The organism is Kitasatospora sp. GAS204B, from assembly GCF_029892155.1.
Lineage (GTDB): Bacteria > Actinomycetota > Actinomycetes > Streptomycetales > Streptomycetaceae > Kitasatospora.
In genome coordinates, this window is the sequence record NZ_JARZAG010000009.1 from 33,907 (window position 1) to 55,705 (window position 21,799).

A 21,799-nucleotide genomic window follows, 5' to 3' on the forward strand; every position below is an offset into this window, starting at 1 on the left:
TGCGCGGGAAGCCCGATTTGCTGCCCTGCGCTTTTTGCGTCTGTCATCCTCTCCCCGCCGCTGCCCTGTGGATTTCGCCGCAGGTACTGCCTAGATTCCTATTCAAGGTTGACCCGCCGAAAACCGGCGGACGCCGATCTGGCCACCTAATCCCTTTCGCACAGCAGCAATTGGAACCCACATGTTTTCTAAGGCGATTTTCTCTGCGGTCGCGGTTGCGGGTCTGATTCTGGGTACCGCGGCAGCCGTCGCGGCCCCCTCGGTGACACACCGTCCGATTGCCACCGCGGCAACGGTCATCGTTCAGTCCGACACCAGCTGGGGCGACAACTACACCCAGCCGGTCCCCACCAAGTGATTCGTCCCGGGTCCCCCGAAACGAATCGTCATGCCTGAGCCAAGAGGAGACCTCGCGAACGTGAACACCGACTGGGATGCGCTGACCTACGGCACGCGCTGGAGCGGGATCTACGACGGACTGCCCTGGCCGGCTCCGGACGACGCGGTCGACTTCCTGCACAAGCTGGCCGGCGACGGTCCGGCCCTGGAGCTGGCCATCGGCACCGGACGGCTGGCCATCCCGCTGGCGGAGCGGGGGGTCGAGATCCACGGCCTGGACAGCTCGCAGGACATGATCGACAAGATGCGGCAGAAGCCCGGCGGCGCCGACATCCAGGTCACCCTGGCGGACATCTCCTCGTTCGAGGCCGAGCCCGACTACTCGCTCGCGTTCCTGGTGCTCAACACCATCTACGCGCTGCAGACCCAGGAGCAGCAGCTCTCCTGCTTCCGCAGCGCGGCGGCGGCGCTGCGCCCCGGCGGCTACTTCGTGGTCGAGGCCTTCATGCCCGACCCGACCCGGTTCCAGCGCAACTCCCGGGCACACGTGCTGGATCTGGGCCTGGACCACGTGCTCATCGAGGCCGACAAGCACGACCCGTCGACCCAGCGGATCCTCGAGCAGCACATCCACTTGAAGAACGGCGGCGTCGAGCTCTACCCGGCGTTCCTGCGCTACATCTGGCCGTCCGAGATGGACCTGATGGCCCAGCTCGCCGGCCTGCGCAAGGTCGACCGCTTCGGCAGCTGGACGCGCGAGCCGTTCACCGCCCAGTCCGGCCTGCACGTCTCGGTCTACCAGCGCCCCGAGCAGTGAGCGGTTCCGCTCCGGTCGTCCACGCCGACCGGCCCCTCGGCTCCGGTCGCCACCAGGGCGACCGGACCGGAACCCCAGCGGTGGCGGCGGCCGTACGACGCCGGATCCTGCGCTTCGCCGTCGACCAGCCGGTCCATCTGGGCCCCTCCCTCTCGGTGGCCGACATCCTCGTCACCGTCTGCGCGGCGATGGGGCTCGGCCCCTCGTTCCCGGATGATCCGGCCCGGGACCGGCTGATCCTCAGCAAGGGGCACGCGGTGTGGGCCCTGTACGCCGTGCTGGCCGAGCGGGGGGTGCTCGACCTCGACCGCCACGACGGACCGCTGGCCGGACATCCGCACGAGGAGACCGCCGGCGTGGAGGTGTCCACCGGCTCGCTCGGCCACGGCCTGTCCGTGGCGGCCGGCCTGGCCGAGGCCGGGCGGCTGGACGGGCACCAGGGCGTCGTCCATGTGGTGCTGGGCGACGGCGAGTTGAACGAAGGCTCGGTCTGGGAGGCGGTGATGTTCGCGGCCCATCGGCGGCTCGACCGGCTGGTCGCCCTGGTGGACGCCAACGGCATGCAGCAGGAGGGCCGGACGGCCGAGGTGCTGGACCTGTCGCCGCTGGAGGCCAAGTGGCGGGCCTTCGGCTGGCACACGGCCGAGGTGGACGGCCATGACCACCTGGCCCTGGCGGCCGCACTGGCCGACGCGAGGGCTCAGCGGCACCGGCCCTCGGTGATTCTCTGCCACACGATCAAGGGAAAGGGTGTGCCGTTCATGGAACACCGTGCCGAATGGCATGTCGGCCGGCTCTCCACCGAGCAGTTGGCCACGGCGCTGGCAGCCGTCGGCGCCACGGCCGACAGCGGTTCCGATGACTGACCTGGTCTCGCCTGCCCACGCGGCGGCAACCCGCCAGGCGGCCACCGACCTGGAAACGGCCGAACCCGATCGCGCCGCACCGCGGTTCCAGGCGATGCGCCCGGCCTGCGCCGAGGTGCTGGCCGAACTCGGTGACCGCTTCGAGGACTTGGTGGTGCTGGCGGCGGACGGCCACGCGCTGGCCATGCGGTTCCTTCGCGCCCACCCGGAGCGGTTCGTCGACGTGGGCATCGCCGAGGCCAACCTGGTGGGCGTGGCCGCCGGGATCGCCCGCACCGGACGGCGGGTAGTGGTCGGCACCATGGCCCCGTTCCTGGTCCGCCGGGCCGCCGAGCAGATCCGGCTCGACGTCTGCCAACCGGGCCTGGACGTGACCCTGGTGGGGATCGGCGGCGGCCTCGGCTACGGCACGCTCGGCGCCACCCACCATGTCACCGAGGACCTGGCCGCGTTGGCCGCGATGCCCGGCACCCGGGTGTTCTGCCCGGTGGACGTGCACGATGCCGCCTGGGCGCTGCGCGAGGCGGTGGCCTGGCCGGGGCCGGCGTACGTCCGGTTGGGCGCGCGGGAGGACGAGGTCGTCTTCACCGCCGACCAGGAGTTCTCGGTCGACCGGCCTCGCGCGTTCGGCGAGCCCGGCGGTGCGCTCGTGGTGGCGACCGGGGCGACCGTGCCGCAGGCGCTGCGCGCGGCCGAGCGGGTGCGGGCCACCGGCCTGCCGGTCCAGGTCCTGGCGCTGACCTGTGTCGCGCCCTTCCCGAGCGCCGCGGTCGCGGCCGCGGCGCGCACCGCCCGGGTGGTGGTCACCGTCGAGGAGCACCTCGCGGCGGGCGGCCTGGCCTCCGGGACGGCGCTCGCGCTGGCCGGCTGGTGGCACGGCCGCTTCGTCCCGCTGGCGGTGGACGGGCGCCGGGCCCCGGTGGCCGACCGGGGTGAACTCTTCCGCTTCTACGGCATCGACTCCCACGCCATCTCGTGCGCCCTGCTCGCGCCCGCTTCCGAACCTGGAGTGACTGCATGCGCTTCGTCCTAGGCGCCCAGAGCTGCGGCTTTGGGCCGATCTCCAAACTCACCGCGATCTCCCGACTGCTCTCCGAGCACCAGCGGACCTTCCTCGGGACGACCGTCGCGGCGGACTTCGCCCGACGCAACGCGGACGCGTTCGACGAGATCATCGAGATCCCGGAGAGCGCCGAGATCGGCGACGGTCCGCTGCTCGGCGGCTTCGAGCAACTGCTCGGCGAGAGCGACTACATCGTCTCGGTGATGGGCGCCGAGCTGGTGTTCCGGGCCGTGGTGGCCGGGCGCCCGGTGCTGATGGTGGACAGTCTCTTCGGCTTCTGGAAGGTTCCGGAGCCCACGCGGGTCGCCGAACTCTGCGCGAGCGCCCCGCGCGACTCCTACGAGTCGCTGGACGCCCACTTCGCCGGCCTCTCCCCGCACGAGCGGATCTACGCCGCACATCTGCTGGCCGATGCCTCGGTGGTGCAGAACTTCCCCGGCGTGCCGGCCCGGGTGACCGAGATCCGCCGGCTGGGCGTGCGGCAGATGCGGCTGAGCGGCGCGATCATCGACGAGGGCACGCTGCACGGCGTGGTCAAGGGCCGGCCGTCCCGCTACGACCTGGTGATCAATCTGGGCGGCTTCAAGAACTTCCTGCTGGACTACGACCACCACAACGACTACCTGCGGCTGTTCGTCCGCTGGGTGCCCGATCTGCTGGCCGACTGGCCACAGTTCGAGCGGGTGGCGGTCTGCGGCGGCGCCTTCGGTGCGGGCCGCGAACACCAGGTCGAGGTGGCGGGCCGGCGGGCCGAGTTCCAGTGCATGCCGCAGCCGGAGTTCCTCCAGGAGGTCTCCGGCACCCGCCACTACATGCTGACACCAGGCCTGACGGCCATTCACGAGTCGCTCCAGCTGGGCCAGTTGCCGATGGCGCTGCCGGAGCAGCACTACGGCCACATCGTCAATCTGGAACAGCTGGGCGACACCCTGTTCAACCGGCTGGGCGCCCGCTTCTCCGGCCTGATCGAGGACTACCGCGTCCCGGCCGACGACTTCGAGGGAACCGCCGCGATCGTCGACCAGGTCGGCACGGTGCTGGCCTCCGAGGAGGGCTACGCGCGCTTCCGCACCGGGATGAACGAGCGGATCGAGCAGTACCTCGCGGTCGGGCCGCAGGAGCGCCAGGACGGCGTGGCCGAGCTGCGGACGCTGCTGCACGGGCCGTCCTTCGGCACCCTGGTGACCGAGACCTTCGACTCGTTGCGCTCCGATCGGCTGATCGGCGAGCCCCGGTGACCGTCATCGACCGCCAGAGCGAGCACCCGACCGAGACCGAGCGCGAGACCGAGCGCGAGACCGAGCGCGAGACCGAGACGCCGACCGACCGCGAGACGCTCCTGGCGCTGGCGACCGAGACGCTGACCGAGGTCCACCGGGAGCTGGACGGGGTGGCGCCGGAGCGGCTGGGGTTCCGCTCCTGGGTGCCGCGCAGCGCCCGTAAGGCGTGCCAGCGGCTGTTCGTCGGCTCCTCGGTGGACGGCGTGCCGCGGTACGTCGCCAAGATCGCGCTCGACCCGGACGACCGGATGGTGGCCGGCGAGTGGCGGATCCTCAACTCGCTGCGCGAGCCGGTCGTCCCGCTCCCGCGTCCGATCCGCACCTGCCACGGCGGCTTCGTCATGAGCTATGTCCCGGACCGGGACCTGCCCACCGCGATGGCCACCACCGGACCCGCCGGCTGGGCGCGACTCCTGCTGGAGGCAGTGGAGTTGGCAGCTCGACTGCACCTGAGCGGCCCAGCCCTGGCGAAGCCGACCCCGTTGTCGGTGCTGACCGCCTTCCTGCCGGACCTCCCCCGGCCGGCCGACGCCACGGCCGCCGCGCTGGACCGGGCCCTGGTCGGGCCGGTGCACGGCGACTTCGGCCCGTGGAACCTCCAGGTGGACCAGGACGGGCGGCTCGCGGCCATCGACTGGGAGGACTACCAGCCGGCCGGCCTGCCGGCGCTGGACGTGCTCAACGTGGTGGTCACCGCCGCCCTGGCCGCCTTCCCCGAGTATCCGGAGCACGGCTTCGACTGGCTCTTCGACCAGGTCTTCCACCGGGAGAACGCGTTCCGGGCGGCGGCCACCTCGGCCCTGCGCCGCTACGCGCGGCTCACCGGGCAGCGGGTGGACGACATCGTCCAGCTGCTCCCGCTCTTCTGCCAGTGGATGATCCACCGCATCGAGAAGCAGCACCGACCCACCGCCCACCTCTTCTACGGCCCCTTCGCGGCCCGTTTCGAGCAGGAGCGCACACTCTGGCACGGAGGCGACGATGACTGACTGGGTGGCGCCGGCACCGCAGACCGAGCCGCTGGACGCGATCGTGATCGGCGCCGGCCCGGCGGGGCTGTTCTCCGCCTGGCGGCTGGCGGTCGGCGGGGCCAAGGTGGCGCTGCTGGAGGCCGGCGGCACGATGCGCGACAGCCTCTGCCCCCGGGTCAGCGCCCGGATGAACGGCCGTACCGTCCGCGCCGCGGAGAAGTTCCGACTCCAGTGCAACCGCTGCACCTGCCTGACCGGACTCGGCGGTGCCGCCTTCCACTTCGACATCAACCTCGGCTACGTGAACGGGCTGTCCCGCTCCAAGATCGAGCGGGACGGGCAGGGCGGCTTCCGCACCTACAGCGGACTGGAGCGCGCCCTGGGCGACTTCGACCGGGCGGCCCGCTCGGTCGAGGAGGTGTACGCCTCGATGTACCGCTTCGGCCTGCCCCCGGCGCAGGGCGAGCGCCCCGCCGCGAGCACGCTGGCCGGCGCCGGCGGTTTCGCCCTGGTCGACGACGCGGTGTCGCAGGCGATCACCGTGGACGAGGCCCTCACCGTGGTCGACGCGCTGACCGACGAGGCTTGTGCACAAGGCCTGCGACTGCTGCTCGGCTGTCCGGCCGGGCGGGTGACCCGCGAGGCCGACGGGCTGTGGCGGGTCGAGGTGCCGGCCGAGTTCGGCGGGGTGCTGCGGGCCCGCGCGGTGGTGGTGGCGGTCGGCAAGCTCGGCCTCGGCTGGGTCCGCAGGCTGCTCACCGAGGCCGAGGTCGCGCACAGCGCACCGCTGCGGGTCGACCTGGGCGTGCGGCTGGAGGCGCCCCGGGACATCGCGGCCCCGCTGACCGCCTCGTGCCACAACCCCAAGCTCGCCTACCTCAACGAGCAGGGCGAGTCGGTCCGGACGTTCTGCGTCTGCGAGGGCGGCCGGCTGATGCAGTACGCCTTCATGGACGCCGTGGTGCTGGACGGTCAGCACTGCCTCACCACACCCACCGAGCGGACCAACTTCGGGATCATCACCACCGTCGACGTTCCGGCCGGCCTGGACGGAACCGAGTACGCGTTGGGCTTCGCCCGCCGGATCACCGCGCTCGGCAACGGTAGGCCCGTGGTGCAGCGGGCGGCCGAACTGCTCGGGCGCGAGGGCGAGGGCGACGCGAAGACCAGCCTGGTCCACGCGGCCTGGGTGGACCTGCGCGAGGCGCTCGGGCCGCGCCGGGTGGCCGACATCGCCGGCATGGTCGAGCGCCTCGAAGAGCTGGCCCCCGGGATCGGCGGGCCTCAGGCCGTGGTGGCGGCGCCCGTGGTGGAGCGCGTCTTCCCCGCGATCGAGCTGTCCGACGGCATGGAGTCCAGCGCGCCGGGCCTCTTCTTCGTGGGCGACTGCTCCTCGAAGATCATCGGCGTCACCTACGGGGCCGCCACCGGCCTGGCCGCCGCCCAGACGATCCTGCACGGCTGACCTGCTCACCCGAACGAGGTCCTACGGCCGACCGGCCGGCACGGCTGAACCCCCGAACCACGGCACACCAAGGAAGGGTCCCATGCTCGAACTGCCCACTCGTGGAGCGGCGGTCCGCGTTCCCGTCGAAAGCCGGGCGTGGGCGCCGGAGCCGTACGCGCGGCTGCGCGATGCCCACCGTGACGTGCCGCCCTGCCAGCTGGCGGCCGCGCTGCTGCTGATCCTCGCCGAGCGGTATGGCGCGCCCTACCGGATCGGCTCGACCGACGGAGCCGAGGCCCTCGGCGGCTCCGGTTCTCTCGAGGCGGCGCGCCAGGCGCTGGCGGCCACCGAAGGGCGGCTCTCCTGGACCGCGCTGCTGGAGCTGCTGGCCGCTCCCGCCCCGGCCGCCCCAGCCCCGCCGAGTTCCGACGCCCCGCTGCTGGTGGTCGGCCCCGCCACGGCGGAGCCGCCCCGTGGCGACCTCGGCCTGCTGACGGCGCCCGACGCAAGCGTGCGGATCCACTGGAACCCTGACGCCTACCCCGCCGGCACCGTCGAGCTGATCGCCCGTCACCTGGAGCGGATCGCCGCGCAGGTGGCCGCCGAGCCCCGGCGACTGCTGGCCGAGCTGGACCTGCTCACCCCCGAGGAGGCGGCGCTGAACGGCGCCGACCCCGCCGTACTGCCCGAGTACCCGGCCACCACACTGCACGAGCTGTTCGCCCAGCAGGCCGCCCGCACTCCGGAGTCGGTCGCCCTGCGCTTCCGCGACGACGAGTTGACGTACCGTCAGCTCGACCAGGCGGCCAATCGTCTGGCGCACCGCCTGCTGGCGGCCGGCGTGACCACCGGGCAGCCGGTGGCCGTCTCCGGAGAGCGCAGCCTGGGCCTGTTCACCGCGCTGCTGGCCGTGTTGAAGGCGGGTGGCGCGATCCTCTACCTGGACCCGGCGCTGCCGGTGGCCCGGCTGGCGCAGTTCGTCGACAGCGGCGGCCCGGCCGCCCTGCTGCACGGCCCGGGCGGCGCACCGCTCGAACTCGGCCTGCCGGTACTGGAGTTCCCGGCCGTCCCCGACCCGCAGGAGTCCGGCCCCGGCACCGCCCCGCACACCGGGGCCGGCCCGCAGACCCCGGCCTACCTGCTCTTCACCTCCGGCTCCACCGGCGTGCCGAAGGGCGTGGTCCGGCCGCACCGGATGCACACCTCGCGGATCTTCCTCGAACAGGGCATGTACCAGCTCACCGCCGCCGACCGGCACCTGCTCAAGTCGCCGATCAGCTTCCGCGAGTTCCTCTGGCCGCTGGCGACCGGCGGCACGGCGATCGTGGCCGAGCCCGGCGGCGAACGCGACGACGAGTACCTGGTCGGGCTGATCGGCCGGGAGTCCATCTCAGTGGTGAGCTTCGTGCCCTCGATGCTGCGACTGCTCGTCGCGCACCCCGCCTTCGGCGAGCTGGAGCGGCTGCGGCACGTCTTCGTCGGCGGCGAGGCGCTGCCGCCCGACCTGGAGGCGCAGGTCCGCGCCCACGGGCTCGAACTGCACAACACCTACACGCTGACCGAGGCGGACTACGTCACCCACCGGCGCGGGCCGCTGGACGGGCCGTCCGGCAGCCACACCGTCATCGGCCGACCGCTGGACATGCGGGTCTACCTCTGTGACCGGCAGGGCCAGCGGGTCCCGCCGGGCATCGTCGGCGAGATCCTGGTCGGCGGCCCCGGGCTCGCCACCGGCTACGCCGGCGACCCCGATCGGACGGCGGAGCGGTTCCGGCCCAACCCGTTCGGGGACCCGCAGGCGCCGGTCCTCTTCCACACCGGTGACCTCGCCGTGCACCGCCCGGACGGGCAGCTGGAGTACCGCGGCCGCGCCGACCAGCAGGTCAAGGTGCGCGGCCACCGGGTCGAACCGCAGGAGGTCGAACACCTGCTGCGGGAGCACCCGGCGGTCCGGGACGCCGCCGTGGTCGGCTATCCCGACCCGCAGCAGGGCGCCGTGCTGGTCGCCTTCGTGGTCGCCCTCGACCCGGCCGTGACCGACCACGAGCTGCGCCGTGCGCTGGCCGAGCGGCTGCCGGACTTCATGATCCCCCGTCACTTCGCCCAGCTGCCACGACTGCCGCAGCTGCTCAGCGGCAAGGTGGACCGGCAGGCGCTGCGCCCGGCCCGCCGCCCGCGCCCGCGCCGCGCCACCGCCTTGGTCGCCCCGGGCACCCGGACCGAACGGCTGCTCACCGAGCTGTGGCAGCGGGTCCTGGATGCCGACGAGGTCGGCATCGATGACGAGTACACCGCCCTGGGCGGCGACTCGCTGCGGCTGCTGGTGCTGCGTGCCGCGATCCGCGACGAGACCGGTGTCGCGGTCGACCTCGCCGAGTTGCTGCGCCGGCCCACCATCCGGGGCCAGGCCGCGCTGATCGACGGCACCGACCCCGCGGCGGCCGGCACCACCGCAGGCATCGGCATGGTGATCGACGCCGGCAGCCGGCGCCCCGACCCGGCCAGGTCGGCCGCCGAACGCGACCGGCGTGCCGCGCTGCGCGGTGCCGCCCGGGACCAGGAGGCGGCCCGATGACCGCCATCGCCGTGATCGGCCTGGCCGGGCGGTTCCCGAACTCCCCCACCGTGGACCAGTACTGGGCCAACCTGCTGGCCGGGCGCGACTGCATCACCCGGGCGCCGGCCGAGGAGCTGCACGGGCTGGTCCCCGACCGGCAGCTGGCGGATCCCCGCTGGATCGGCGCGTCCGGCCGGATCGAGGGGGTCTTCGACTTCGACCCCGGTTTCTTCGGCATGTCGATCGCCGACGCCCGGATCACCGACCCGCAGCACCGGTTGCTGCTGCGGACCGTCTCCGAGGCGCTGGAGGACGGCTGCGTGGTGCCCGGCTCCGACGACGCCCGGGTCGGCGTCTTCGCCGGCGTCGGCAACAACCGCCACGAGGCCCTCGTCCGCGCGGTGTTGGCGGCCCGTGGCGAGGAGCCGGACGAGCTGGCCCTGGAGATCGGCCATGCCAAGGACCACGCCGCCACCAGGCTCTCCTACCGCCTGGGCCTGACCGGGCCCGGCATGGCGGTGCAATCCGCCTGCTCCACCGGACTGGTGGCGATCCATCAGGCTTGCCAGAGCCTGGCCGACTACGAGTCCGACGTGGCCGTCGCCGCCGCCGCGGCGATCCGGGTGCCCGAGCAGTACGGCTACGTGTACCTGCCGGGCTCCATCGGCTCGGCGGACGGGATCTGCCGTCCCTTCTCGTCCCGGGCCAGCGGGGCGGTCGCCGGCGACGGCGTTGCGGCCGTGGTGCTGAAGCGGCTGGTGGACGCCGAGGCCGACGGCGACCGCGTGCTCGCCGTGGTCCGCGGGTCGGCGGTCAACAACGACGGGGCGAAGTCCGGCTACGGCGCGGTCAGCGCCACCGCCCAGGAACGGGTGATCCGGGACGCCCTGCTGCTCGCCGAGGTCGAGCCGACGACGGTGGGCTCGATCGAGGCGCACGGCTCGGGCACCGCGGTCGGCGACGCCGTCGAGTGGAGCGCGCTGTCCGTCGTCTACGGCAAGGGGTCGGGGAGCCAGCCCGGCCCCTGGGTCGGCTCGGTCAAGTCGGCGGTCGGGCACCTGCGCGAGGCGGCCGGCCTGGCCGGGTTCATCCGCGCCGTGCTGAGCGTGCGCGACGGCGCCGTACCGCCGATCCTCAACCTGGGCCTGCCCGCCGACTACGTCTCCCGCGACCCCGGAGCGCTCCGCCTGCCCCGTGCCGTGCAGACCTGGACCTCGGACGGTCCGCGCCGAGCCGCGGTCAGCTCGTTCGGGCTGGGCGGCACCAATGCCCACCTGATCGTCGAGCAGCCCCCCGCGCCGCCCGCCCGTCCGGCCTCCGAGCAGGACGCCGGTGCGGGCCGCGCCTCGGTCGTGCTGATCTCCGCCGGTTCGGCGCCCGGGCTGGCGGGCACCGCGGCAGCCTGGCGCGACGCGCTGCTGGCCGGCGGCGCCGAGCCGGCCACCATGGCCGACGTGTCGCAGTCCGGCCGCCGGCACCGGGCGCACCGCAGCTTCGCGGTCGGCACCGAACCGGCCGCGCTGGCCGCGCAGTTGACTGCCGACCGGGAGCCGGTGAGCACCGTGCCCGGCCGGACCGACCTCGCCTTCGTCTTCCCCGGCGTGGGCGACCAGTACCCCGCCATGGCGGCCGGGCTGCACGGCCGGCTGCCCGGGTTCGCCACCGCGCTGACCGGATACCTGCGCCAGTGCGGCGAGTTGGTCGGGCGCGACCTGCTGGCCGACCTCTACCCGGACGGCCCGGGCCCGCGGCTCGCGGCCCCCGAGGCGGCCTTCGACCTGCGCCGGCTCGCCGGGCGCAGCACCCAGGACGGCTCGGCGCTGTTCGACCCGGTCGGCTCGCACGCCCTGCTCTTCAGCCTGCAGCTGGCCCTCGCCCAGGCACTGGCGGAGCTCGGCGTGCGGCCGGCCGCGGTCACCGGGCACAGCTTGGGCGAGCTCGCCGCAGCGACCCTGGCGGGCGTCTTCCGGACCGAGGACGCCCTGCGCCTGGTCGTGCAGCGCGCCCAACTGGTCGCCCGGCAGCCCGCGTCGGCGATGCTCGCGGTGGGCCTGCCGGCCGATCAGGCGGCCGAGTTCACCGGCCCCGAGGTGTGGCTGGCGGCGGCGAACTCGCCGCGCGGCTGCGTGCTCGGCGGCACCCGGGCCGGCTTGCTCGCGGTGCAGGAACAGCTCACCCGCCTCGACTCGCCGGGCCGGCTGCTGCCGGTCAACCATGCCTTCCACACCCCGCTGCTGCGGGCGGCCGGCGACGAACTGGCCGAACTCCTCGGCGGCTACCAGCTGTCCCGCCCGACCGTGCCGATGGTCGCCAACCTGACCGGCCGGTGGGCCGACGAGGAGCTCACCGACCCCGGCTACTGGAGCCGCCAGCTCACCTCGCCCGTCCTGTTCGGGCAGGCGCTGGCCACCACCGCCGAGCGCTGCCCCCTGCTGGTGGAGATCGGGCCCGGTCAACTGCGCACGCTGGCGGCCCAGTCGGGTGCCGCGCTCGGCGGTGCGACGGTGTTCGCCACGATGCGCCGGGAGTACCAGCGGGAGGCCGACGACCTGGCGCTCGCCCGGGCGCTGGGCGGGCTCTGGCAGGCGGGCGTGGAGATCGACTGGCAGCGGCTGCGCGATGGCGCGCCGGCTCGCCGGGCCGGGCTGCCACCCACCGCACTGGACCTGCGGCCGCTGCGGATCGCCGAACGGCTGACGGACCTGACGGGCAGTCAGTTCACCGGCGCGCCAGCCGCAGCTGCCGTGACCGACCGTCCCGAGCGGCCGCAGTCGACCGGGATGCCCGCTCCTGGCGAGCCGGCCGACGCCACGCCCGTCCCCGGCGACGGGGTGCTCCCGATGCTGGCCGAGCTGTGGTCCACGGTCCTGGGCGCCCCCGACCCGCAGCCCACCGACGACTTCTTCGAGCTCGGCGGCGACTCGCTGATGAGCTATCGCGTGATCGTCGGCTTGGAGCGGCTGCTGGGTGCCCACGTGCCCGCCCGGGTGGTCTTCCAGCAGTCGACGCTGGGCGGCATGGCGGCCCGGATCGAGCACTGGCGGCAGGAACAACGCCGGCAGTCCGACAGTCGAGGAGAACTCTCTTGAACCAGCACACCGTTGGCATCGTCGGAGCCGGCGTGATCGGCGCCAGCCTGGCCCAGGCCGCGCTCGACAGCGGCCTGCAGGTGGTCCTGCACGACAACGACCCGCAGGCCCTGGCCGCCGCCGAGCAGCGGATGGCGACCGAACGGCGGCTGGCCCGGCTGAGCGGCCGCCGGCCCGCGGCAACGGGCACGCTGACGCTCGCCACCGAGCTCGGCGGCCTGGCCGCCGTCGACCTGGTGGTGGAGAACATCGTCGAGGACGAGGCCGCCAAGGCCGAGCTGCACCGCCGCCTCGACCGGCTGCTGCCCGCCCGCACCGTGGTCGCGGTCAACACCTCGGCGGTGCCGGTCACCAGCCTGGCGCTGGCCACCGACCACCCGGACCGGGTGCTGGGCGCGCACTTCATGAACCCCGTCGGCCTGACCACGATGGTGGAGGCCGTCCGGACCCCGCACACCGCTCCCTGGGCGATCGAGGCGCTGCGCGATCTGCTGTCCCGGATGGGCAAGAGCGCGGTCGTGGTGGACGACGCACCGGGGTTCGTGATCAACCGCTGTCTGATGATCTTCGTCAACGAGGCGGCCGCTCTGCTGGACGACGGCGTGGCCGGCCCGCAGGACGTCGACCGCCTGTTCCAGGGCTGCCTGGGACATCGCAGCGGCCCGTTGCGCACGGCCGACCTGATCGGCGTCGACACGGTGGTGCGCACCCTGGAGGTGCTCGCCCGGCAGTTCGGTGCCGGCGGCCCCGGGGGCTCGGACGGCCCGCAGCGCCCCGAGCGCTTCGAGCCCTGCGCCCGGCTGCGGCGGATGGTCGCGGACGGGCACCTCGGCCGCAAGTCAGGACATGGATTCTTCACCTACCCGGAGCTGCAGACGATATGACCACCCATGCGAGCATCGGCGCCGACCACGTCACGACCGACCCGACCGACCCGACCGAGCCGGCCGACCCGGCCGACCCGGCCGACCCCACGGCCACCGTGGACCAGGACGAGCTCATCCGGCAGGAGACGACCCGCTTCCTGCACCGCTACATCGACGAGGCCGAACTGCGCTCGGGCGACCAGCTGATCACCGCGGGCCTGCTCGACTCGCTGGCCACCGTCGCCCTGGTGGCCTTCGTGGAGCGCCGGTTCGCGGTGCCGGTGCTGGACGAGGACCTCGACCTCGCGAACTTCGACAGCATCGCCGCGATCGTCGGCTTCGTCCGCCGCAAGCAGGACCGGTGAGCGCTCCCGCCGCCCCGGACCTCGGGCTTGCCGACGCGCTGCGCGGGGCCGGTGCGGCCATCGACCGCGAGGCCGAGGTGCCGCAGCGGCTGATCGGCGAACTGGCCCGCAGCGGCGCGCTGGGCGCCATGGTGCCCGAGGAGTACGGCGGCCGGCCGATGAGCTTCGCCGCCTACGGACGGCTCTGCGCGACGGTGGCGGCCGAGTCCGCGGCGCTGCAGAGCCTGCTGACCGTGCACGGCATGGTCTGCCTGAGCATCGCCCGCTGGGCCGGGGCCCGGGCCCGGGCGGAGTTCCTGCCCCGGCTCGCCACCGGTGAGCTGCTCGGCGCCTTCGCGCTGAGCGAGCAGGAGGCCGGCAGCGACATGCGGGCCATCCGGACCACCGCCGACGGTTCGGCGGCCGGCTGGGTGGTCAACGGGGAGAAGAAGTGGATCAGTTTCGGGACCGTCGCGGGTCTCTTCCTGGTCTTCGCCAGGACCGAGAGCAAGACCGGGAGCAAGACCGAGAGCAAAGCCGCGGGCACAGCCGCGGGCGGCGAACTCGCGCTGCTGATCGAGCGCGACGCTCCCGGCGTCCGGCTGCGGCCCGCCCCCCGCACCACGGGATTCCGCGGTGGCATGCTCGGCGAGCTCGTCCTGACGGACAGTCAGGTCCCGCCCGAACGGGCGCTCGGGCGCCCCGGCACCGGGCTGAGCCGGACCGCGCTCGGCGCGCTGACGCTGGGCCGGCTCTGCGTGGCGTTCGGCTCGCTCGGCCTGGCCCGCAGCGCCTGCGACGCCGCGCTCGACCACAGCGGCCACCGCCGGCAGTTCGGCGTGCCACTGCGCGACCACCAGCTGGTGGCAGGGCTGCTGGCCGACGCGGTGGCGGCCACCGAGGCCGCCGAGCTGCACTGCGAGCGGGCGGCGGCCGCCCTGGACGGGGACGACGAATGGAGCCAGTTCCACGTGCTGCTGGCCAAGTTGACCGCATCCCGGGCCGCTTCCACCGCGGCCGGCGCGGCCGCCCAGATCCACGGCGCGGCCGGCCTGCTCGAAGGCAGCCCGGTGGACCGGTACGTCCGCGACGCGCGGGTGATGGAAGTCATCGAAGGAAACACCCAGTTGATCCAGCAGCTGGTCTCGGCCCAGGCTGTGGCCCGCCGGCGCGCGACCCGAGCCCAGGAGCCCTGCCATGCCCGGTGACCAGATCAAGTGCGTCGTGTGGGATCTCGACGACACGCTCTGGAACGGCGTCCTGCTGGAGAACGACGCCCTGACGCTGCGCCCCGGCGTCCGTGAGCTGATCGAGGACCTCGACCGGCGCGGCGTGCTGCTCTCCGTCGCCAGCAAGAACGAGCCGCGGCGCGCGCTGGCCAAGCTCGCCGAATTCGGTCTCCAGGAGTACTTCCTGTATCCGGAGATCTCCTGGAAACCCAAGTCCGAGATGCTCCGCGAGATCGCCCGCCGGCTCGGCATCGGCCTGGACAGCCTGCTGTTCGTCGACGACTCGGCCTTCGAACGGGCCGAGGTGGCCGATGCCGTGCCGCAGGTCCGGCGACTGGACGCGGCGGACCTCGACCAGTTGCCCGGGCATCCCGCGCTCCCCGAGTCGGTCAGCGCCGAGGCCCGTCGGCGGCGTCAGCTCTACCGCGAGGCCCAGTCCAGGCAGTCGTACGAGGAGTCGTACGCCGGCCCGCGGGTCGCGTTCCTGCGCTCGCTGGAGATGAAGCTCCAGTTGGCCCCGGCCACCTCAGAAGACCTGCTCCGAGCCGCCGAGTTGACCCAGCGCACCCATCAACTCAACACCACCGGACTCACCTTCTCGGTCGAGGAGCTGTCCGCCCTGCTGACCGACCCCTCGCAGTCGCTGCTGGTCGCCAGGCTGACCGACCGGTTCGGCGACCTCGGGACCATCGGGCTGGTGCTGCTGGGCCGGCAGCCGGGCGAGTCGCGGATCCGGCTCTTCCTGATGTCCTGCCGCGTGATGGGCCGCAACGTCGGCGGTGCGATCCTCACCTACCTGGCCCGGTCGGCCGACGCGCGGGGCGAGCACCTCACCGCGGACTTCCTGCCCACCGAGGTGAACCGTCCGATGTACCTGGTCTACCGGCTGGCCGGCTTTCAGGAGACGACCGAGGGCGCCGGCCCCGTCCGCAGGCTCCGCCTGGCCCCCGACACCGGTCGCAACTACCCCGACTACCTCCAGCTCGACCTCGGTCGACTCGCCTGAGCCCCTCTCCCTCCTCCCTCCCCTCTTGAACTCCTCCTGAATGGAGCACGACCGTGCAGGCTTTCACCGACCGCTGGGTCAACGGCTTCAGCCAGCTCTACGACAACGACGACCTCGCCAAGATCTCCTGGGTGACCACCTCGGTCAGCCCGGCGCTCCAGGAACTCGTCATCAACGGCACGCTCGCCCACGGCTCCCGCGTGGTGGACCTCGCCTGCGGACCCGGCGTGCACGCCATCTTCCTGGCCAAGCACGGCCTGAAGGTGACCGGCATCGACCGCTCCACCACCGCCCTGGCCAAGGCCCGTGAGCTGGCCGGCTTCTACGCTGCCGACGTCGACTTCGTCGAGGGCGACATCCTCGACGTGCCGCTGCCGGACGGCTGCGCGGACGTCGTGCACGACTCGTTCGTCTTCCACAACGTCCGCCCGGAGGCCCGGGCGGCCTACCTGGACGAGGCCGCCCGGCTGCTGGCGCCGGGCGGGCTGATGGTCATCGTCGGCTTCTCCGACCGGATGTCCCCCGGCTCCGGCCCGATCCGGCTGACCTCCGACGACCTGCTCGAGCACGCCCTGCCGCGGTTCCGGGTCGAGGAACTGCGCCGGTTCCGCAACCTGCCCACCGAGAAGCGCCCCGACCAGTGGCACTGGCTGGCGCTGCTGCGCCGCCGCTGACCTCGTCCCACCCCTCGAACGGCCGGGCGCGGACGACCACCGCTCCCGGCACCCGAACTCCCCCGCTCCCCGCCGCACTCCCCGATCAGGACTCCGCGTGATGAACTCGATGGTGAACTCGTTGATGCGCTTCAAGGACCGGACCGTCCTCGTGACGGGTGGCGGACGCGGTATCGGCCGGGCCGTCGCGCTCGCCTTCGCCGAGGAGGGAGCCCGGGTCGCGGTCCTGAGCCGCACCACCGAGCAGGTGAACGCCGTCGCCGACGAACTGCGCCAACTCGGCAGCGACGCACTCGCCGTCAGCTGCGACGTGGCCGAGCCGGCCGCGGTCCACCGCGCGGTCGATCAGGTGGAGACCGCGTTCGACTCGATCGACATCCTGGTCAACGCCGCCGGCGTCTTCGCCATGGGCCCGACCGAGGACTTCCCCACCGCCACCTCGCGCGCGCTGCTCGACACCAACGTCCTCGGCACGCTGGAGATGTGTCGTGCTGTCAGCAGCGGAATGCTCCGCCGCGGCGACGGTCGCATCATCAACTTCGCCTCCCTGCTCTCCTTCACCGCCTTCCCCGGCCGCGCCAGCTACGCCGCCAGCAAGGGCGCGGTCCTCCAACTGACCCGCTCCCTGGGCATCGAATGGGCCGCCCAGGGCATCCGCGTGAACGCCATCGCCCCCGGCATGATCAAGATCGAGACCCCCCACCCCGCCGTCCAGGCCGGCACCCTCGACGAGGACGCCATCGTCCGCCGCATCCCCCTCGGCCGCCGCGGCCGCCCCTGCGACATCACCGGCCCCGTCCGCTTCCTGGCCTCCGCCGAAGCCGAGTACATCACCGGCCAGACCCTGGTCGTCGACGGCGGCTGGCTGAGCTACGGCTACCTGTAGCGGCACCGGCACCTCCGGCCCGAGCGCCTCCCTGCGGGCGCCGACCGCTCAGGCCTGGGCGACCGCGCACTCCGGGTGCCCCCAGCTCGTGCCGACCTTGGTGATCGTCTCGCCCTTGGCATAGGGCCGGCTGCAGGGGCAGGTCCCGGGGTACCGCGCGGCCAGGGTCCGCGAACCGCCCGAGGAGCTCCTCGCCGTCCCGGCCGCGGCCGCCGGGCGGCGGCTGCGCGGGGCGGACGCGGTCGCGGACGCCGGATCCGGCACCGGAAGGTCGGCCGCGGTGCCGCCCGCGTCCTGCTGGCTGCGAGCGGCATCACTGGCGGCCTTGTCGGCGATCGCGTTCAGCGGATCGCCGTCCACCTGATGGGCCGGGACATACACGAAGGTGACGTCCCGCCCCTCCAGCAGAGCGTCGATGCGCTGGATCAACTCCCGGTTGGCCACCGGCTTGCCCGCAGCCGTCTTCCACCCGTTGCGCTTCCAGCCCGCCAACCACTTCGTCACCGCGTCCCGGGTGTAGGTGCTGTCCAACCGCACCTCCAACGCCGCCCCCGGATCCGTCGCGCCCAGCAACTGCTCCAGCGCCGTCAGCTCGCCGACATTGTTCGTGTTGTGCCCCAGCGCGCCGGCCTGCCAGCGCTGCGGAACCCCAGCACCGTCCGCGATCACGTAGGCCCAGGCCGCGGGCCCCGGGTTCCCCTTGGCGGCTCCGTCACAGGCTGCGATGACTCGTTCGACCATGCACCGATCATGCCAGGCCTGGCGGCGGTCGATCGCACCTGCCCTAGTGCCTGACGCGGCACTAGTCGACGGTGAGGCGGAGCGTCGCCCCGTCAGGGAGGTCGTGGACCTGCCGGGCGATCGGCCCTCGGATCCGCATGGCGGTCACGGCATCGTGCACGACGAGGTTCTCATCGCTGTAATCGCCGCCGCCGACGAAGAACTCGAGCGGCACGAGGCGCTGGCCGGGGTCCAGGGGGCCGTTGCGCTTCTGGTAGGCATGGGCGAATCCCGCCGCGCCGTTGACGTCCGGGTCCGCGAGGAGCCAGCGCGCCCAGTCCTCAAGACTCCCGCCCAGCCGCTCCACCTCGGCCGTCTCGGGGTTGAACCGGACCACGTCCTCGTTGCCCACGATGCCGAACTGGACACCGAAGATGTCCTGCCCGAAGCAGAAGATCTCGTCGGCCAGGCCCTCGTACGCGTCCTTCCACGCCTCGCCGGAGTTCCACGCCACCATGTCCGGTCCCAGGCCCTCCTCGCCCACGCGGAAGACCTGGACACCGGCGTTGAAGAGGAAGAAGCCGTTCATGCCGGAGATGACCGATCCGAGCTCGGCGAACGGCCCGTCCCCCAGGCCGAAATCGAGCTCGACGGCAGGCCCCATGGGCCCGCGGGCCCTTGTGAGCAACTGCTCCAGTGCGCTGGACATGTCGTTCCATTCCGCGGTTACGGGGCCGATCGGCCGGGTCAGCTGGTCATCACGCAACGGGTGCTCGTGCTGCGCCTGCCGGAAGCCGGGACTCAACCCAGCGCCCCCGCCAGCCCGGTGATGACCACCGGCGACCCTACATCCGCCCGCGCCGCCCGTGATCTGCGCAGATCACGGGTGACGCTGACCCGCTTCAGCCAGCGGTCCCGCCCGTCGTAGCGCGCCGGGAACGGCTGACGGCCGTGCACCGCCCGGTAGTTGTCCACGATCAGCAGCTCCCCCGGCGCGAGCGCGATCTCGCTGCGGCCGCGCTGGAGCTGGTCGGTGAGCGCCGCCAGCGCCGCGCGGGCCTCCTCGTCCTCGGGGTCGGTCTCGATGAAGTACTCGTCGAACGCGAGGTAGGGGGCCGACTCGCCGCCGAACAGCACCCCGGTACGCGGCGGCGCGGGCGGCTCCTCACCGCGCTCGGCGGCCCGCCGCAGGTGCTCCTCGTCCGGCACCAGCACATAGCGCGGCTCCGCGAGGATCCGTCGCTGCTCAACGGTGAGCCGGGTCGGGTCGAGCGGCGCGTAGACGGTCGGGATCCGGTCGTCGTTGCGCAGGCAGAGCAGGCCCAGATAGTCGCAGCGCAGCGCCGAGAACGCGTCCTCGTTGTGCAGATCGAGCACGCTGGCGCTGCTGCCGGCGTTCTTCTCCAACTCCTCGCCACGCACCGGCATCAGGTCCTGGACCAGGCTGCCGTCCTGCACGGTGCTCCACGCGAAGACGTCGCCCAGCACGGAAGCCACCAGCACCAGGTAGAGCTCATGGACCGATGCTGTGCCCGCCGTTCCCGCCGGCTTGCGCCAGTGCGCGGGGGTGGGGCCCAACTCGTCGTCGACGACGGTCCAGCCGCTGAGGACGAAGCCGCCCGCCGGCTCCTCGCGGCGGAAGGCCTCCAGGAAGCGGAGAAGCCGCTCCGGCAGCCGGCGCGCCGCCACCGGCAACGCCCGGAAGAACTCGGTCCCGCTCTTGTCGGCGAGTGCCTCGAGCTCGGCTGCGAGACCGGCCACGGCCGCGCGGGCCTGGTCCCGTTCCTCGGGGGACAGGGTGAAGTGCAGCACCGAATGCTCCTTTCCGGCTTCAGCCGTCAGCCGCGGGTCGCCAGGTGGTCGCCGATGGCCACCGCGTCGATGCGGGTCGACCGGAAGGTCGCCAGTGCGTCGGCAGGCGTGCAGACGATCGGCTCGCTGTCGTTGAACGACGTGTTGAGCACCATCGGTACTCCGGTCAGTTCCTCGAACTCGGAGATGAGCCGGTGGTAGCGCGGATTGGCCTCCCTGGACACGGTCTGCACCCGGGAGGTGCCGTCCACGTGCACCACGGCGGGAATCCGGGCGGCCAGGCCGGGGCGGACCGGACAGGTGAAGAGCATGTACTGGTAACTGTCCGAATCCCGCCCCAGGTCGAACCAGTCCCGGGCCCGCTCGGCCAGCACGCTCGGCGCGAACGGCCGGAACGCCTCCCGGTGTTTGACCTTCTCGTTCAGCATGTCCCGCATCCCGGGGTCACGTGGATCGGCCACCAGCGACCGGTTCCCCAGGGCCCGCGGGCCCAGCTCCATCCGGCCCTGGAACCAGCCGACCACCTCGCCACCGGCGATCCGCCGGGCCACCTCGCGGGCGATGTCGGGAGAGCGTCGCGGCACGATGCCTGCCTGGGCGAAGGCCGCACGGATCTGCTCGCCGGTGAACTCCGGGCCGGTGTACTCGCAGCCGGTGGTCGCGGGCTTGGGGAACGCCGGCTGCGTCGCGTAGTAGGCCGCGAGGGCCGCACCGATCGCGGTTCCGCCGTCATGCGGCGCGGAGGGGATGTGCACCCGGGAGAACGGGCCCTCCTCCTTGAGCAGCCAGTTGGTGGTGCAGTTGAGCGCCACACCGCCGGAGAAGCAGAGCGTCCGGGTGGGGTGCAGGGCGTAGGTCCGTTCGGCGAGCCCCAGGATCGTCCGGTTGTTCCAGCTCTGCAGCGCGGCGGCCAGATCGCTGTGCCGCTCCAGGAGCGGCTCGGTGGGCAGGCGTCGTGGACCGAAACGTTTCTCCAGGGCGTCGAAGTGCGGGAGCCGGAACTCGAAGGCCTCGCTGCGCACCGCCGGCTGCGGACCGTCACCGACGATCTCCGCGAGTGCGGCCGTGTAGGTATGCGGGTTGCCGTAGGAGGCGAGGCCCATCACCTTGGAGGCGTCATAGGGGCTGAAGCCGAGGTAGGCGCTGAGCTTCTCCCAGACGAAGCCGACGGACTGCGGATAGCTCAGTTCGCCATGGGACTCGATCAGCACCCCGTTGCCGCCGCCTAGCAGTGCCGTCGCCGACTCCCCGATGCCGTCCACCACCAGGACGGCGGCCCCCTCCTCGCCGCACGGGTAGTACGCGGAGGCCGCGTGAGCCAGGTGGTGCGGTATCCAGCGGATGCTCGCTTCGCAGTCGACGCCGAGCAGCTCGGACAGGCGCTCGGGTATCCGCGCCAACCCGGCGGCGAAGTCCGCCTCGCCCTCGGCGCTGCCCCAGTCGCCGGGGACACTGAGCGGGTCCAGCCGGAAGGTGTCGCGGCGCAGCCGGGGTTCGAAGGCGATCGCGACGAGGTCGAGCTCCTGTGGAACGATCCCCGCTCGCTCCAGGCAGAAGGCCAGGGCCCGCTCCGGCAGGATGTCGGCGTTGGAGACCAGCGCGGGTTTGCCGTGCTTGACGCGGTTGAAACGCTCCTCCTCGGCGGCGGCGACCACGTCACCGTCGATGACGAGGGCGGCCGAGGACTCGTGGTACACGCAGTTGATACCGAGGATCTTCACGTCGACCTTCCGAATGGCGCGGTGCCGCGTCGAGCTTGGTGACGATCGGTCAGGTAATTCTGCACGGTCTGCTCGGACGGGAACAGACATCCGGCGATCTTCGTCGCACCGG

At 72.8% G+C, this 21,799-nt stretch carries 18 protein-coding genes; 14 read left to right on the forward strand and 4 right to left on the reverse strand.

Annotated features, from left to right (window positions below):
- The first annotated feature begins 418 nt into the window (after window positions 1-418).
- The 14 genes from P3T41_RS14490 (at window position 419) to P3T41_RS14555 (ending at window position 17,434) form a co-directional block, all read left to right on the forward strand.
- Window positions 419-1,156, forward strand: a complete 738-nt coding sequence (locus P3T41_RS14490; RefSeq protein ID WP_280690234.1) for a class I SAM-dependent methyltransferase — start codon at window positions 419-421, stop codon at window positions 1,154-1,156.
- Window positions 1,153-2,022: a transketolase gene (locus P3T41_RS14495; protein ID WP_280690235.1), complete on the forward strand. Its 870-nt coding sequence runs from the start codon at window positions 1,153-1,155 to the stop codon at window positions 2,020-2,022. Before P3T41_RS14490 ends, P3T41_RS14495 begins: the two co-directional genes overlap by 4 nt.
- Window positions 2,015-3,055 carry a transketolase C-terminal domain-containing protein gene (locus P3T41_RS14500; RefSeq protein ID WP_280690236.1) on the forward strand — a complete coding sequence of 347 codons (1,041 nt, stop codon included), beginning with the start codon at window positions 2,015-2,017 and terminating at the stop codon, window positions 3,053-3,055. The genes P3T41_RS14495 and P3T41_RS14500 overlap by 8 nt, the downstream gene beginning before the upstream one ends.
- Window positions 3,040-4,323, forward strand: coding sequence for a hypothetical protein (locus P3T41_RS14505; protein ID WP_280690237.1), 1,284 nt, complete (start codon window positions 3,040-3,042; stop codon window positions 4,321-4,323). The genes P3T41_RS14500 and P3T41_RS14505 overlap by 16 nt, the downstream gene beginning before the upstream one ends.
- A complete protein-coding gene (locus P3T41_RS14510) occupies window positions 4,320-5,354 on the forward strand; it encodes a phosphotransferase (protein WP_280690238.1) in 1,035 nt (344 codons plus the stop codon). Before P3T41_RS14505 ends, P3T41_RS14510 begins: the two co-directional genes overlap by 4 nt.
- Window positions 5,347-6,801: an NAD(P)/FAD-dependent oxidoreductase gene (locus tag P3T41_RS14515; RefSeq protein WP_280690239.1), complete on the forward strand. Its 1,455-nt coding sequence runs from the start codon at window positions 5,347-5,349 to the stop codon at window positions 6,799-6,801. The genes P3T41_RS14510 and P3T41_RS14515 overlap by 8 nt, the downstream gene beginning before the upstream one ends.
- A gap of 82 nt (window positions 6,802-6,883) precedes the next feature.
- Window positions 6,884-9,358 carry a non-ribosomal peptide synthetase gene (locus tag P3T41_RS14520; protein ID WP_280690240.1) on the forward strand — a complete coding sequence of 825 codons (2,475 nt, stop codon included), beginning with the start codon at window positions 6,884-6,886 and terminating at the stop codon, window positions 9,356-9,358.
- Entirely contained in the window at window positions 9,355-12,429 is a 3,075-nt protein-coding gene (locus tag P3T41_RS14525) for a beta-ketoacyl synthase N-terminal-like domain-containing protein (RefSeq protein WP_280690241.1), read from the forward strand. The genes P3T41_RS14520 and P3T41_RS14525 overlap by 4 nt, the downstream gene beginning before the upstream one ends.
- The gene (locus P3T41_RS14530) at window positions 12,426-13,313 is read left to right on the forward strand and encodes a 3-hydroxyacyl-CoA dehydrogenase family protein (protein WP_280690242.1); all 888 of its coding nucleotides are present in this window, start codon (window positions 12,426-12,428) and stop codon (window positions 13,311-13,313) included. Before P3T41_RS14525 ends, P3T41_RS14530 begins: the two co-directional genes overlap by 4 nt.
- The gene (locus P3T41_RS14535) at window positions 13,310-13,660 is read left to right on the forward strand and encodes an acyl carrier protein (protein ID WP_280690243.1); all 351 of its coding nucleotides are present in this window, start codon (window positions 13,310-13,312) and stop codon (window positions 13,658-13,660) included. Before P3T41_RS14530 ends, P3T41_RS14535 begins: the two co-directional genes overlap by 4 nt.
- A complete protein-coding gene (locus P3T41_RS14540; protein ID WP_280690244.1) occupies window positions 13,657-14,847 on the forward strand; it encodes an acyl-CoA dehydrogenase family protein in 1,191 nt (396 codons plus the stop codon). Before P3T41_RS14535 ends, P3T41_RS14540 begins: the two co-directional genes overlap by 4 nt.
- Window positions 14,837-15,874, forward strand: a complete 1,038-nt coding sequence (locus P3T41_RS14545) for an HAD-IIIC family phosphatase (protein WP_280690245.1) — start codon at window positions 14,837-14,839, stop codon at window positions 15,872-15,874. The genes P3T41_RS14540 and P3T41_RS14545 overlap by 11 nt, the downstream gene beginning before the upstream one ends.
- A 53-nt stretch (window positions 15,875-15,927) precedes the next feature.
- Window positions 15,928-16,548 (forward strand): class I SAM-dependent methyltransferase, encoded by a 621-nt coding sequence (locus P3T41_RS14550; RefSeq protein WP_280690246.1) that lies wholly within the window; start codon window positions 15,928-15,930, stop codon window positions 16,546-16,548.
- Window positions 16,549-16,648: 100 nt separating this feature from the next.
- Window positions 16,649-17,434, forward strand: coding sequence for a glucose 1-dehydrogenase (locus tag P3T41_RS14555; protein ID WP_280690247.1), 786 nt, complete (start codon window positions 16,649-16,651; stop codon window positions 17,432-17,434).
- 48 nt (window positions 17,435-17,482) lie between these two features.
- Here P3T41_RS14555 and P3T41_RS14560 read toward each other — a convergent pair whose 3' ends face one another.
- The 4 genes from P3T41_RS14560 to P3T41_RS14575 all read right to left on the reverse strand — a co-directional run bounded on the left by P3T41_RS14560 (window position 17,483) and on the right by P3T41_RS14575 (window position 21,687).
- Complete coding sequence (locus tag P3T41_RS14560; protein WP_280690248.1) at window positions 17,483-18,175, reverse strand: ribonuclease H; 693 nt, start codon at window positions 18,173-18,175, stop codon at window positions 17,483-17,485.
- Between the two features lie 61 nt (window positions 18,176-18,236).
- Entirely contained in the window at window positions 18,237-18,863 is a 627-nt protein-coding gene (locus P3T41_RS14565; RefSeq protein ID WP_280690249.1) for an SMI1/KNR4 family protein, read from the reverse strand.
- Window positions 18,864-18,955: 92 nt separating this feature from the next.
- The gene (gntD, locus tag P3T41_RS14570) at window positions 18,956-19,966 is read right to left on the reverse strand and encodes a guanitoxin biosynthesis L-enduracididine beta-hydroxylase GntD (protein ID WP_280690250.1); all 1,011 of its coding nucleotides are present in this window, start codon (window positions 19,964-19,966) and stop codon (window positions 18,956-18,958) included.
- Between the two features lie 26 nt (window positions 19,967-19,992).
- A complete protein-coding gene (locus tag P3T41_RS14575) occupies window positions 19,993-21,687 on the reverse strand; it encodes a carbamoyltransferase C-terminal domain-containing protein (RefSeq protein ID WP_280690251.1) in 1,695 nt (564 codons plus the stop codon).
- Window positions 21,688-21,799 lie beyond the last annotated feature (112 nt).

Coding starts and splice junctions, on each gene's coding strand:
- P3T41_RS14500 (WP_280690236.1), top strand. CDS start 2,015: ATGACTGACCTGGTCTCGCCTGCCCACGCGGCGGCAACCCGCCAGGCG.
- P3T41_RS14505 (WP_280690237.1), top strand. CDS start 3,040: ATGCGCTTCGTCCTAGGCGCCCAGAGCTGCGGCTTTGGGCCGATCTCC.
- P3T41_RS14515 (WP_280690239.1), top strand. CDS start 5,347: ATGACTGACTGGGTGGCGCCGGCACCGCAGACCGAGCCGCTGGACGCG.
- P3T41_RS14520 (WP_280690240.1), top strand. CDS start 6,884: ATGCTCGAACTGCCCACTCGTGGAGCGGCGGTCCGCGTTCCCGTCGAA.
- P3T41_RS14525 (WP_280690241.1), top strand. CDS start 9,355: ATGACCGCCATCGCCGTGATCGGCCTGGCCGGGCGGTTCCCGAACTCC.
- P3T41_RS14535 (WP_280690243.1), top strand. CDS start 13,310: ATGACCACCCATGCGAGCATCGGCGCCGACCACGTCACGACCGACCCG.
- P3T41_RS14545 (WP_280690245.1), top strand. CDS start 14,837: ATGCCCGGTGACCAGATCAAGTGCGTCGTGTGGGATCTCGACGACACG.
- P3T41_RS14555 (WP_280690247.1), top strand. CDS start 16,649: ATGAACTCGATGGTGAACTCGTTGATGCGCTTCAAGGACCGGACCGTC.
- P3T41_RS14560 (WP_280690248.1), bottom strand. CDS start 18,175: ATGGTCGAACGAGTCATCGCAGCCTGTGACGGAGCCGCCAAGGGGAAC.
- P3T41_RS14565 (WP_280690249.1), bottom strand. CDS start 18,863: ATGTCCAGCGCACTGGAGCAGTTGCTCACAAGGGCCCGCGGGCCCATG.